We start from the raw sequence: 13,651 nt of genomic DNA, 5'->3' as shown, positions 1-13,651 counted from the left end.
CACTTATTGAAAGAATAGCGTCAGAGCACGGCATTGTTCTGTCGCAGGATGATCCGGTATTGATGATGCATACGCTCAACGAAGTGTTGCTGGAACAAAATGAAAAGGCCCATGCTGAGCTGCTTAGCAATTACCAGGCGATATTGGAAGAGAACTTTAATCGGTGGTGTGAATATTCGACCAAGAAATCCAATGCGCTGATTAATTCATCCATCAGTAACGCGCAATTAACACGAGACCAATTCCTGGAAAGCTGCATTCAGTTGATAGATGAAAGGATAAAAAGTGGAGAGGGTCAGGAGATTTATGAGCTCACTAGAATTTCCAGGCAAGCGGCCATTATGAATTTATTTGCTGCCGCTCTGGTATTGGTCTCGGCGGTATTGATTCTAGTGATCTTGAGTTAACAACAAAAATTTTAATTTAAAAAAACAATATAGTTCTAGCGCGCAAAGAATGTAACAACGAAGCCATTAATTGAGAGGAAAGAGTTCACGTAAATTTGAAAAGTATTGGAGCTAGATAGATGAGCGAAAAAAACTTAACCCTAAGCAAAATAATAGAGTCCAGCGAAAACACGGAAGAGGTTGATCCAGTGGTGGCCGCACAAATTATCGGAGTAAAAATAAATACGCTTGCTTCATGGCGCTGCACAAAGAAAGAAACTATCCCTTTCTACAAAATAGGTAGCAAGGTCAGGTACAAAATATCTGATTTGATCGCTTGGAAAGAAAGTAAAAGAGTGTCCTAGAAATGGTTGCTAGATCGCTGCAATGTAACCCCAGCGTAACCCCGGAAACAAAAATGGCTTGCATGAAAATTGCAAGCCATTGATTTTATGGTGCCGACACCAAGAATCGAACTCGGGACCTTCTGATTACAAATCAGCTGCTCTACCATCTGAGCTATGCCGGCAAATTGATTAGAACAAATTAAATTTAGAGAAAATTACTTGATAATACGAAGTTTTGGTTTTCCAGAGGATTTGGGGTTAGTAGCTATTGAATCTTGAACTGCATCCCTTGATTGTTCATTGGTGATTTCACCTTTAATCTCTTCGTCTTCTGGTGGAAATGCTATGCCCTGATTGACCTCATTAGCGAAAATTCCTTTAACTGCATCTAATGGGATATCGAGCTTTCTTGATATTCCATTGAACCGAGCATCAAAACTAAGTGATTCATTATTTATGATCAGTCCATGAACTGCATTTGCACTAATATTAAAAACTATTTCGCCATTTTTAATGTATTCCATAGGAACATCCAACTCTGGATAAGCTTTTACCGATACAAAAGGCGTAAAGCCGCTATCAATGCACCATTCATAGATTGAACGAATTAAATATGGTTTCGTTGAATTATTACTCATTTTCGCATTACTTTCTCTGACGCCGATAATGCATCTATGAATAATGGACGACTGAACAATCTTTCCGAATATTTCAATAAAGGTGCTGCTTGTTTAGGGAGACGAATTCCATAATGCTCCAGACGCCAAAGCAATGGTGCAATGGCGACATCAAGCATTGAAAATTCATCTCCCAGCATGAATTTTTGCTTATCAAAAATTGGCGATATCATCGCAAGATTATCAGCAATGACTGCTCGCGCTTTGTCAATAACCTTCTGATCTGTGCCATCAAATGCATTGATGTGACAAAATAATTCCTGCTCAAAACGAAACAGCAGCAACCGGGCTCGTGCACGCATTACTGGATCTGCAGGCATTAACTGCGGATGTGGAAAGCGATCATCAATATATTCATTAATGATATTTGACTCATACAACACCAGATCGCGTTCCACAAGTACCGGAGCTTTGCCATAGGGACTTATCACCGCTATATCTTCTGATTTATTATTTGGATCAACGTCTATTACTTGAAAATCCATATCTTTTTCGTGCAGCACAATCCTGCAACGATGACTATATGGGCAAGTAATTGTTGAATATAGCGTCATCATAACTTCTAATCTTTGACTTAGTTACCTGTATATCCAGCAAATTTGATATTAATGAATATCTTTCCAATATTCTTTCTTGAGCGCATACGATAAAACTAGCATGCCTAACAAAAAGATCATTACTTCAATCCCTAATTGTTTTCTCGCATTAGCATGCGGTTCGCCCAGATAAACCAGATAGTTAACTAAATCACCAACGAATTTATCATATTCGGTAGCACTCAATTGTCCCGCTTTTTCGAGTGTCAGATTTTTTTGCTCGCCTTTATCTGATGTTTTAACCACCAATCTTTGCTCACCTTGCAGTTCATACAATACGTGCGGCATCGCAACACGATCAAATACTAGATTGTTCCAGCCAGTATGAGTCGCATCATCACGATAGAACGCGCGCAGGTAAGTGTACAACCAATCCGCACCACGTGCGCGAGCTATGACCGACAAATCCGGTGGTGCTACACCAAACCACTCTTCACCCTCTTTTTTTCGCATGGCTGATTGCATCAGATCACCGACTTTCTGACCTGTCAACACCAGCTTGCTAAGAATTTCTTCATTTGTATAACCGATATCGCGATGCCGGTTATAGCGCATATAACTCGCGCCATGACAGGTCAAACAGTAGTTCACAAAGGTTTCTGCTCCACGTTTCAACGAAGCATTGTCAGTTGTATCAATCGGAGCTCTATCCAATGGCATGCCGGATTCACCAGCAAGCACGCCAAATGGAGCCATGCATAAGATTAATAAAGCAATCGTTATTTTCTTCATTTTTCTACTCTTTTAGTCTTTTTGGTTCAGGCTTTGTTTTATCTATCTTGCTATACCATGGCATCAAAATAAAGAATGCAAAATAAATGACTGTAAAGATTTGTGCCAGTAACGTGTATAAAGGTGTTGGAGATTTTGTTCCCAACCAGCCCAGTACAAAAAAGCTAATCACGAAAAGTGTCAATGCTATTTTGAAATAAGGACCTTTATAACGTATCGATTTGACCGGACTTCTATCCAGCCATGGCAAGAAACAGAAAACCACTACAGAGCCTGCCATCAGAATAACACCCCAAAGCTTAGCATCAATACCCAGAAAGTTTACTGTTACAGCTCGTAACATCGAGTAGTAAGGAGTGAAGTACCAGACCGGTGCAATATGATCCGGCGTTTGCAATGTATTTGCCGGGATAAAATTGTTATATTCCAGAAAGTATCCACCCATTTCCGGAGCGAAGAAAATGATTCCACAGAACACAATCAGAAACACTACGACACCAACAATATCCTTAACCGAATAATAAGGATGGAATGGAATACCATCCACGGGAATACCGGTTTCTGGATTTTTGTTTTCTTTAATCTCTATACCATCCGGATTATTAGATCCCGTTTCATGCAGTGCTAAGATGTGCACAAAAACCAATACCAACAATACCAATGGTAATGTCACAACATGATAAGCAAAAAAGCGGTTCAGGGCAGCATCGGAGAGCGTAAAATCTCCCAACAGCCATTGTTGCAATGTTTCTCCGATACTCGGAATTGCTCCAAACATACTGACAATTACTTGTGCTCCCCAATAAGACATTTGCCCCCAGGGAAGAATATATCCGGTAAAGGCCAAGCTCATCAGCACAAAAAATATAACCATCCCGACCAACCAGAGCAATTCTCTCGGCTTACGGTATGATCCATACATCATTCCACGGAACATATGAAGGTAAACTACGACAAAAAACATCGATGCGCCCGTTGAGTGCATGTAACGGATTAACCAACCATAGTCCACATCACGCATGATATATTCAACCGATGCAAAAGCTTGACTGGCATCCGGCTTATAATTCATGGTAAGAAAAATTCCCGTCAGCAACTGATTGACCAGAACCAACAAGGCTAATGAACCAAAGAAATACCAGAAATTGAAGTTTTTCGGTGCATAATATTCGGATAAGTGTGCTTTCCAGTTTGACGACAACGGAAAACGTTTATCGACCCAAGCAAGCATTGAATTAAATATATTACTCATTTACGCAGATCCCTCGCTTTCAGATCCAATCAAAAGCCGACTATCGCTCAAATATGCATGAGGAGGAACAACCATATTAGTTGGAGCCGGCACACTTTTATATACGCGCCCTGCCAAATCAAATTTTGAACCGTGACATGGACAGAAGAAACCACCCAACCAATCGGGACCCAAATCTGCCGGCGCCACATCCTTCCTGAATACAGGCGAGCAACCTAAGTGAGTACAAATACCCTCAGCAACAAAAATCTCAGGTTTTATTGAACGTGTACGATTTTTTGCATAATCCGGTTGCTGCTTCTTATCCGAATTCGGGTCAGCAAGCTGGCCTTCAACTTTAACCAGACTTTCCAACATGTCTGGCGTACGATTTAAAATCCAAACGACTTTTCCGCGCCATTCAACCATCAATAGCATCCCCGGCTCAAGCTTGGATATATCAACTTCTACAGGCGCTCCAGCTGCTTTAGCCCGTTCGCTAGGCATCATGCTCAATAAAAAAGGCGTTGCAATCGCAGCGCCAGCAATTCCACCTGCTACTGAGGTTGCAGCCACAAGGAACTTTCTCCTGCCGCTCATCTCTTCATTAATGCTGAAACTATCCGCCATGTTAAATCATTCCATCAGTAATAATATTGTAAGATTATCAATACAACAAAGGAAAAACTTCTTCCAATCCCTATTAGATTTATTTGTTAAATTACGTTACCCAAACTACAAAAGCGCGCAGTATACCACAATCGTTTTAAGGATTATAGCAATCCTGGAAGTATTTCTATTTGCGATAAATCCACTCAACTCACTTACAATAAGATACTGTTTATTATGATTTACTTTATTTTTCCATGACATTGCTTATATTTCTTACCTGAACCGCAAGGGCAAGGTTGATTGCGGCCCACTTTGTCATTCTGACGCACAAAGGGCTGAGTTTTATCATCCTCGGTTTTTATATATCCATTATCTTCCGCTAACGCTTCCTCATAAGCTTCATGATGAAGTTGTATATTTTCCGGTGACCGCAAAGTGTCTGTCACGGCTTCTACTTGCTGTTCATTCTTGATTTGTACCGTCAACAGTATTTTGGTAACTTCTCGTTTAACTTCTTCGAGCATAGTCGTAAAAAGTTCAAACGCCTCCCGCTTATATTCCTGCTTGGGATTCTTTTGCGCATAACCGCGCAAGTGTATGCCTTGGCGCAAATGATCCAATCCCGCCAAATGTTCCCGCCAATGCGAATCGAGAATTTGCAACATCACCACACGCTCATAATGATGCATAATGTCCGCGCCGACTTGTGCAACTTTAGTCTGATAATGGTCGCTCGCGAGATCAATAATGCGCTGGAATAAATTTTCTTCATGCAGGCCCGATTCTTCTTCAAGCCACTCACGTACCGGAAAATGTAATTGATACTCCGCTGCCAGCGCTTTCTCCAGCCCCGCGACATCCCATTGCTCCTCGACACTTTGCGGGGGAATATAGAGATTGAACAAGTCTCCCAAGACACTTTCGCGTATTGCAGTTATCGTTTCCGAGATATCCTGTTCCGCTTCCAATAACTCATTGCGCTGCTGATAAATGACTTGCCGCTGATCATTCGCGACATCATCGTATTCCAGCAACTGCTTACGCATATCGAAGTTTCTTGCTTCCACCTTGCGCTGCGCGTTCTCAATGGCGCGGGTAACCCACGGATGCTCAATAGCCTCGCCTTCCGGCATTTTAAGACGCGTCATGATACTGGCTACGCGATCCGAGGCAAAAATACGTAACAAAGAATCTTCAAGAGAGAGGAAAAAACGACTGGAACCCGGATCTCCCTGTCTGCCCGAACGTCCGCGCAATTGGTTATCCACCCGCCGGGATTCATGCCGCTCCGTACCGATAATATGTAAACCGCCTTTCTTCAGTACCTCTTCATGCGTCAACTTCCATTTCTCTTGTACGTCTTGAATACGTTTTTCTTTTTCTTCGTCACTTAATTTTTCATCATGCCGTATCTGCTTTATCTCAGGTTCCGGATTTCCACCCAGTACAATATCTGTACCGCGCCCCGCCATATTGGTCGCTATCGTAATCATTTTAGGCCGACCTGCTTGTGCGACAATACTTGCTTCACTGGCATGCTGTTTAGCATTCAAAACTTGGTGCGGAAGTTTGTCGCGATCCAGCAACCTGGACAATAACTCGTTATTCTCAATAGAAGTCGTACCAACCAACACCGGCTGACCACTTTCATAACATTCTCTAATTTCACGAACAATCGCTTCATTTTTCTCTTTCATCGTACGGAATACCTGATCCATACGATCTTCCCGGATCATCGGCCTATGCGTTGGAATAATGACTGTCTCCAATCCATAGATCTGCTGAAATTCAGCCGCTTCCGTATCAGCAGTACCGGTCATGCCTGACAATTTTTGGTACATGCGGAAGTAATTCTGAAAGGTAATAGAAGCAAGTGTCTGATTTTCTTTCTGAATAGCAACACCTTCTTTCGCCTCGACCGCCTGATGCAAACCATCGGACCAACGGCGGCCGGACATCAAGCGCCCGGTGAATTCATCCACGATCACTACTTCAGCGTCTTGCACGACATAGTGCTGATCCAGAAAATACAAATTATGAGCGCGCAGACCTGCAATAAGGTGATGCACCAAATTGATATTAGCCGGATCATAAAGACTCGATCCCGGTTTCAGCAATCCAGCTGATTCCAGCAGCTTCTCCGCATGTTCAAAACCGGCTTCGCTCAGCGTGACCTGATGAGACTTTTCATCCACACTATAGTCACCCTGACTTTCCTCCGTTTCCTGCCGGACAAGTTTTGGCACCAATGCGTTAATGCGCACATAGATCTCGGTATCACCTTCCGCCTGGCCCGAAATGATGAGCGGCGTGCGTGCTTCATCAATTAAAATCGAGTCCACTTCGTCCACAATTGCGAAATTAAGCACGCGCTGCGCGCGCTCATTCGCATGCGCCACCATATTGTCGCGCAAATAATCAAAGCCATACTCGTTATTGGTGCCGTAAGTGATATCAGCCGCATAAGCAGCTTGTTTATCTTCATGCGGCATCTGCGAATAAATAACACCGACACTCATTCCAAGAAACCGGTAGATCTTACCCATCCACTCAGCATCGCGCTTTGCCAAGTAGTCATTCACAGTAACAACGTGCACACCCTTGCCTGACAATGCATTTAAGTAGGCCGGCAATGTTGCCATGAGCGTCTTTCCCTCACCGGTGCGCATCTCGGCAATTTTACCGCCGTGCAAAACCATGCCACCGATAAGCTGCACATCAAAATGACGCATCCCCAAAACCCGCTTGCCAGTCTCACGAACCACAGCAAATGCTTCGGGCAGCAGTGCATCCAGTGTTTCGCCATTTTGAATGCGTTGTTTGAACTCGTCTGTCTTGCCACGTAAGTCGGTATCTGACAACCCTGCAATAGCCGATTCCAGTTCATTGATAGATCGCACAGTCTGGGTATACTGCTTGATCATCCGGTCATTGCGGCTGCCAAAAATTTTCTTAAGTAGATTGCCTAGCATAAGTCTCTAAATATTCCGTATAAACACATTGTTTAAAAAACAAAGGGTGAGCATATTTCTCACCCTGCAAAAATCTTGAAGAAATCAGCGCTCCCATTTAACCCGGCTTTTTCAAAAATTTGGCTGGATTCTGCGGTTTGTCTTTATGCCGGATTTCAAAATGCAAATGTGGCCCCGTAGAACGGCCGGTATTGCCAACTTCAGCGATTTTCTGCCCCTGCAATACAACCTCTCCGAGATTCACCAGACGCTTCGATGCATGCGCATACCGCGTAACCAAATCATCACCATGGTCAATTTCAACCATATTACCATACTCAGGATGCCGATCAGAATAGATCACCACACCGCCCGCAGCGGCTTTGATGGGCGCACCCACTTCCGCAGTAAAATCCACTCCCTCATGAAACGCTCGCTTTCCAGTAAACGGATCGATCCGGTATCCATAACCGGAAGAATACCAATCGGTCTCAATTGGCATCTCGGAAGGCATCACAAACTTTGTGATCCGGTCATGCCGCAGCAAGGAATCCAATGCACCCAGCTTATCCGTTCTTTCATCCAGCATATTCGATAATTCCTGCAACTTCAGGCTGAATTCAGAGAATGACAGCTCTTCAGCGGACAGATCATTCCTCGCACCACCCTGACCAGGCATTTGATTAAATGCGAAATCCCCCGACTCGATTCCTGAAGATTCCGCCAGACGCTCACCCAAAGCATCCAAGCGGAGTAATTGCGCCTGCATTTGGCCTAATTTACTCGCCATGACATTCAAGTTATCTTGCAGATGCGTTTGAATCTTCTGATGCCGCTCTTCTTGCGGATTAACCAGTACGGCTCTCAGAAGAGGCGTATCGATTCGATCGGCGTAACGCAATGAAATAAAATTCAAGCTCAGTGCCACTGTCACAATGATGAGTAACAAAACGCTTATTAATAATACAATATGGACTTTGGTTAACGCCAGCTTACGCGCTCGTTCCGAATTACTTGAAATAAAGATAATATTCATATTTTGTTTTCATTGGATATCGATTAAATACCCATGGCCTCTCATAAAGTTAACGCTTACTTTAACCTGCTTGGCAAAACACCTGAATACGCGAGCCTGTTCACAGCGGCTCAAAAACTGCATGAAGATCAATCCACATTTTCCAAGCTAATTCCAGCCCAATTGGCACAGCATTGTAACCTTGGCCGGATCGCGGACGGCAGACTGACCATAGTGGCCGAGAATGGCGCAATCGCTGCAAAACTTAAGCAAATCTCTCCATCATTATTGCTCAGGCTGCAGAAATTAGAATGGCAAGTTACTGCAATTCAAATTTTGGTGCAAGCGGATTACGCTACCAAAAACACAAAGCCATCGGCAAGACATGGATACAGCAAGAAAAAATTAAAATTAAGCGCAAGCGGAAAAGCGTGTTTAAATCAATTAGCCGCAACGCTACCGGATTCCGAATTGAAAAACACCATTCAGTCGTTCGTAAAAAAACACCAGAACGATTAAATCTCTCCTCCGTCTCAACAACATGCAATCCATTGACATTCCGCGCTGCCACGCCCCGCGAAAAACTTTCTGATTCAACTCCAGCCGACACAAAGCAATTGCTTGATCAGGCAATCAGTAACTTCTCGGATATCTAGCAACTGGCTCGGTATCCTGAGAAATACCAGCACCATTCCCGGCAATCATTGTCTACTGTTTTTTATTCAACCGATGTCTCGTATATAATGCAAAATGCTAAGCTGTTTTTCACATCACAAAAGAAGTCTTTTAATATCGCTTAAGTCTTTAATTTTATGATGACAACCCATTCCTTCCGATACAATAACTGAGTTCCGATTATTCAATCGACCCTGCAAAAACAATCTCATGAATGTTTTCTATGAAGAAGCTGGAATCTTTAAGATAGGCACTATTTTGGCTGACAATACAACGTCGCTGCAAATAGAGGCTGTGCATGGCAAACGATCGAAAATCAAAGCCTCAGCCGTGCTGTTCAGGTTCGATAAACCGCCTTTAACCGAATTCATGGGTCATGTACAAAAAATAACCGATGAATTGGATCCGGATTTTCTTTGGGAATGCTGCGCACAAGATACCGAATTTACCGGCGATACGCTTGCCGCCGATTACTTTGGCCATTCCCCAAGTCCGGTTGAATCGGCCGCGACCTTGCTACTGCTGCAAAATGCGCCGATGTATTTCTATAAAAAAGGACATGGCCGCTACAAAGCCGCACCACCGGATGCACTGAAGGCTGCGCTCGCCGGCCAGGAAAAAAAACGCCTGCAAGCCGCACAACAAGCACGCTATGTTGAGCAGTTAAATCAATTCATCCTGCCCGAAGAATTCCAACCGCGCATCTCCGGTTTGCTCTATAAACCAGATAAAAACTCACTGGAATGGAAAGCCCTCGAGGTCGTCTGCGCGGAAAAAAAACTCACTGCCGTAAAATTGCTGGAAAAATGCGGCGCTATTCCGTCTTCTCACGATTACCATTTCAATCAATTCATCTGGGAATATTTTCCAGAAGGCACCGGTTTCGGTGAACTGGAATCACAGTCCGTTGATGATGCTCCGCTTGATTTAGCGGTAGCGGATGTTGCGGCATTTAGTATTGACGATGCCTCAACGACAGAAATTGACGATGCATTTTCCGTAACCCCACTGTCTTTGGGCAGCTTCCGCATCGGCATTCATATTGCAGCACCGGCATTGGGAATTACTCCTGAATCAACATTCGACAAAACCGCTTCATCCAGACTTTCCACGGTGTACTTGCCAGGGAAAAAAATCACCATGCTGCCGGATACGGTGATCAATCATTTTACGCTGGCTGAAAACAAGCTGTGCCCGGTCCTATCCTTGTATCTGGATGTATCGGATGATTTCACCGTCACGGCTACTGAAAGCCGGCTTGAAAAAATCAACATTGTCGCAAACCTGCGCAACAATGCGCTAGAGCAGCATTTCAACGAAACCGCACTAAACAAAGGCGATTTCACGCATACCTTCAGCAAGGAATTGAGTCTCTTGTGGAAATTTGCCTGCAAAATGGAAAATCAGCGTGGCAAAACCAATGACAGTAATAACGATAAGGTCGATTACAGCTTTGAAATCAACGCCGATCATGTCACGATCAGCGAGCGCAGGCGTGGCTCTCCGATCGATAAGGTGGTATCCGAATTGATGATTTATGTGAATACGGAGTGGGGCAGACAGCTCACCGATGCCGGTATCATCGGTATTTTTCGCAGCCAAGCCAATGGCAAAGTGAAGATGGGCATCTCTCCCGCACCTCACCAAGGATTGGGTGTTTCCCAATACGCCTGGAGCAGCTCGCCGATGCGGCGGTATGTCGATCTGATCAATCAAAGGCAACTCATCGCCATGCTACGCAATGAAGCGCCACCCTACCACAAGGACAGCAACAGCCTTTTAATCGCCATGCGCGACTTTGAAACAGCCTACGGAATTTATGGCGAATTCCAGCGCGCCATGGAACGTTACTGGTGCCTGCGCTGGTTATTGCAAGAAAAGATTCAAACCGTGAACGCTCAGGTCATCAAAGAAAATTTGGTAAAACTGGATCATATTCCATTCGTCGCGCGAGTTCCTTCGTTGCCTGAGTTAGCACCGGGCGCTTATGTCAAACTCAAATTATCCGAGATCGATTTGCTGGAACGCAGCTTGCATGCGGAATTTTTGCAAAAACTGGATGCATAGAGACCTATCTTCCATAAATCTGCATGAATCATGTGACAAGCCCATTGTTGTTGCCTAAAATAATGCAATCATCTGTAGTGTATAGACTTAACTTCAAGGTTTAACCCTTAGGCTGTGACCATTCAAACTCTCGCAACTTCACCCTTAGCGCTGGCTGGCTATCAGTACTTACAGAGCCATCGTCTAGTTGCCGCGATGATGGCTTCTCTGTTGTTACATGCCATTGTATTCTTTGGTGTGACTTTCCAGTTTCCGCAACCGAAATCCGACAAAATCGCTTCATCCTTGGAAGTGGTGCTGGTTAACAACAAAACACAGACAAAACCGAAAGAATCCCAGTTATTGGCGCAAGATAATCTGGATGGCGGAGGCAACACGGAAGAGGATCGCCGGGCCAAAACACCATTCCCGGTACTACCAAGAAACAAACCGGTTATTGCTGAGAATGTAGCACAGCAAAAAGTTAAACAACTGGAACAAGAAGCCAAGAAGCTGATGGCCGCTGTCAGCGAAACACCGCAGATCGAACTACCCAAGGAACACAAGAACGAACTGGAAAGCAAATCGGTCGCGGTCGACTCGACCGATTTACTGCTGCGCAGTCTGGATATTGCCCGCCTGAGAGCACAGATCGATCAAGACCATGACAGTTATCAGAAGCGCCCCAAACGCAAATTTGTCGGTGCGCGTACTAAAGAATTCCGGTTTGCCCGCTACGTCGAAGACTGGCGCATCAAAGTCGAACGTATCGGTAACCTGAACTACCCAGAAGCCGCCAGAAAAGAAAAGCTCTACGGCAACCTTCAACTGACTGTCGGTATACGCGCCGATGGCAGTCTGGAATCGATTGAAATCAATCGCTCATCCGGAGAAAAAATTCTCGACGAAGCGGCTGTCAATATCGTCAAACTCGCCGGACAAAACGGATTCGCGCCCTTTCCACCGGATATCAGTCAGGACACGGATATTTTGCACATCACCCGTACTTGGGTTTTCGCAGCTTCCGATATGTTGCTAAGCCAATAATTTTTGAGTTTTAGAAAACCCAATCAGAGATACCAGCCATGCTCGATTCTTATGCCATAATCGGCAATCCTGTTTCACATAGCAAATCACCGTTAATCCACACCGCTTTTGCGCAACAAACGAGCCAGGCCATGCAGTATGTTGCCTTGCTGGCGCCGCTGGATGGCTTTCAGGCAACCGTGCAAGACTTTCGCCAACGAGACGGGAAAGGATTAAATGTCACCGTGCCTTTTAAGCTGGAAGCCTATCAGTTGGCAACCCGCTTAACCGAACGGGCAAGCATCGCACAAGCCGTCAATACGCTTAAATTTGAAAACGGTGAAATACTCGGCGACAACACCGATGGCATCGGATTAGTGCGCGATATCGAATGCAATCTGGGAATTGCCATCGCAGGAAAACGCGTACTGCTCATGGGCGCGGGCGGCGCAGCGCAAGGGGTAATCCTGCCGCTCCTGCAGCGGCAGCCCGCCTTGCTGGCGATCGCCAACCGCACCCCTGAAAAAGCAGCAGCATTAAGGAAACAGTTCAGCACTTATGGCAACATTGCAGCAGGTGATTTTATGTTTTTCACCGATGAGCATTTTGACATCATCATCAATGCTACTTCCGCCAGCCTGCACAACACTATGCCTGAATTACACAGCAGTGTCTTCACACACACTCTACTTGCCTATGACATGATGTATCAGCATGAGCCCACTCCTTTTCTCAAATTCGCCCGACAACATGGCGCGCAACAGATAGCCGATGGAATTGGTATGCTGGTCGAACAAGCGGCTGAATCCTTTTTTTTATGGCGCGAGATCCGACCTCAGACAGAATCCGTGATCATGATGCTGAAATCAAAGCGCCACTAATAAACGATCAACGCTGCATTACTCGAAGTAGATATGTTACCTGCCGCATCAAAAGCCTTAACGGTGTAACTATAATTGGATCCGGTCGCAGTTCCCAGAGAGTCTGTATAACCAGTTGAAGTACTGACTGCGATCTTTGTTCCATTTCGGTAGATGTTATACCCTGCTACAGTAATATTATCCGAAGATGCATTCCAGGACAGGGTAACCAAGGCAGAGGAAATAGTTCTTGTCTTACCTTTTACCTTTGTCGTGGTTGTAGTCGATTTTAATGCCGCCAGAAGTGAAGCGGGCACAGTCGGAGCAACCGAATCCGCATCAAAGCATGACACACCATCGCCACAAGGAAAACCATCCCACATTTCAAATCCCGTGTGATGTGACTCTACCGTTGCATAACCGCCGCTATAAGCATTATTAGGAAAAATCCGGGTTATCGGAAGATTGTAATCTCCCATATTAGGTCCGTGATAGTC

Annotated in this window: 13 protein-coding genes, 1 tRNA gene and 2 pseudogenes; 7 read left to right on the top strand and 9 right to left on the bottom strand. The window is 44.7% G+C overall.

Annotated elements, in window-relative coordinates:
• Window positions 1–407: conjugal transfer protein TraM (locus BLU57_RS15030; RefSeq protein WP_256206326.1), on the top strand; the 407-nt coding region annotated here is incomplete at its 5' end.
• Window positions 408–526: 119 nt separating this feature from the next.
• On the top strand, window positions 527–751 hold the full coding sequence (locus BLU57_RS15025) for a helix-turn-helix domain-containing protein (protein ID WP_090322670.1): 225 nt from the start codon (window positions 527–529) through the stop codon (window positions 749–751).
• A gap of 88 nt (window positions 752–839) precedes the next feature.
• On the opposite strand, the gene BLU57_RS15020 is transcribed toward BLU57_RS15025, so the two are convergent.
• The 8 genes from BLU57_RS15020 to BLU57_RS14985 all read right to left on the bottom strand — a co-directional run bounded on the left by BLU57_RS15020 (window position 840) and on the right by BLU57_RS14985 (window position 8,568).
• A tRNA-Thr gene (locus BLU57_RS15020) sits at window positions 840–915 on the bottom strand.
• Window positions 916–948: 33 nt separating this feature from the next.
• A complete protein-coding gene (locus BLU57_RS15015; protein ID WP_090322667.1) occupies window positions 949–1,371 on the bottom strand; it encodes a ClpXP protease specificity-enhancing factor in 423 nt (140 codons plus the stop codon).
• Entirely contained in the window at window positions 1,368–1,967 is a 600-nt protein-coding gene (locus BLU57_RS15010) for a glutathione S-transferase N-terminal domain-containing protein (protein ID WP_090322665.1), read from the bottom strand. The genes BLU57_RS15015 and BLU57_RS15010 overlap by 4 nt, the downstream gene beginning before the upstream one ends.
• Window positions 1,968–2,015: 48 nt before the next feature.
• Window positions 2,016–2,738, bottom strand: coding sequence for a cytochrome c1 (locus BLU57_RS15005; protein WP_090322662.1), 723 nt, complete (start codon window positions 2,736–2,738; stop codon window positions 2,016–2,018).
• 4 nt (window positions 2,739–2,742) lie between these two features.
• Complete coding sequence (locus tag BLU57_RS15000) at window positions 2,743–3,990, bottom strand: cytochrome b (protein ID WP_090322659.1); 1,248 nt, start codon at window positions 3,988–3,990, stop codon at window positions 2,743–2,745.
• Window positions 3,991–4,599, bottom strand: coding sequence for a ubiquinol-cytochrome c reductase iron-sulfur subunit (gene petA / locus BLU57_RS14995; RefSeq protein WP_090322655.1), 609 nt, complete (start codon window positions 4,597–4,599; stop codon window positions 3,991–3,993).
• A 221-nt stretch (window positions 4,600–4,820) separates the two neighbouring features.
• Window positions 4,821–7,553: a preprotein translocase subunit SecA gene (gene secA / locus BLU57_RS14990; RefSeq protein ID WP_090322653.1), complete on the bottom strand. Its 2,733-nt coding sequence runs from the start codon at window positions 7,551–7,553 to the stop codon at window positions 4,821–4,823.
• Between the two features lie 97 nt (window positions 7,554–7,650).
• Window positions 7,651–8,568 (bottom strand): M23 family metallopeptidase, encoded by a 918-nt coding sequence (locus tag BLU57_RS14985; protein WP_090322650.1) that lies wholly within the window; start codon window positions 8,566–8,568, stop codon window positions 7,651–7,653.
• A 33-nt stretch (window positions 8,569–8,601) separates the two neighbouring features.
• Between BLU57_RS14985 and BLU57_RS16755 the strand changes: the two are divergent.
• The 5 genes and pseudogenes from BLU57_RS16755 to aroE form a co-directional block, all read left to right on the top strand.
• Window positions 8,602–8,820, top strand: a pseudogene (locus BLU57_RS16755) (DciA family protein); the annotation flags it as partial.
• A gap of 38 nt (window positions 8,821–8,858) precedes the next feature.
• Window positions 8,859–9,203, top strand: a complete 345-nt coding sequence (locus tag BLU57_RS16750) for a hypothetical protein (protein ID WP_256206327.1) — start codon at window positions 8,859–8,861, stop codon at window positions 9,201–9,203.
• Between the two features lie 229 nt (window positions 9,204–9,432).
• Window positions 9,433–11,289 (top strand): ribonuclease catalytic domain-containing protein, encoded by a 1,857-nt coding sequence (locus BLU57_RS14975; RefSeq protein ID WP_090322646.1) that lies wholly within the window; start codon window positions 9,433–9,435, stop codon window positions 11,287–11,289.
• 195 nt (window positions 11,290–11,484) lie between these two features.
• Window positions 11,485–12,315, top strand: a complete 831-nt coding sequence (locus BLU57_RS14970; RefSeq protein ID WP_090322643.1) for an energy transducer TonB — start codon at window positions 11,485–11,487, stop codon at window positions 12,313–12,315.
• 38 nt (window positions 12,316–12,353) lie between these two features.
• Complete coding sequence (aroE, locus tag BLU57_RS14965; protein ID WP_090322639.1) at window positions 12,354–13,175, top strand: shikimate dehydrogenase; 822 nt, start codon at window positions 12,354–12,356, stop codon at window positions 13,173–13,175.
• On the opposite strand, the pseudogene BLU57_RS14960 reads toward aroE, so the two are convergent.
• A pseudogene (locus tag BLU57_RS14960) lies at window positions 13,172–13,651 on the bottom strand (hypothetical protein); the annotation flags it as partial. The gene aroE and the pseudogene BLU57_RS14960 overlap by 4 nt on opposite strands.

The organism is Nitrosomonas oligotropha (assembly GCF_900106555.1).
Lineage (GTDB): Bacteria > Pseudomonadota > Gammaproteobacteria > Burkholderiales > Nitrosomonadaceae > Nitrosomonas > Nitrosomonas oligotropha_A.
Note: the sequence above shows the minus strand (reverse complement) of the source record. Positions and strands in the feature narration are given on the sequence as shown.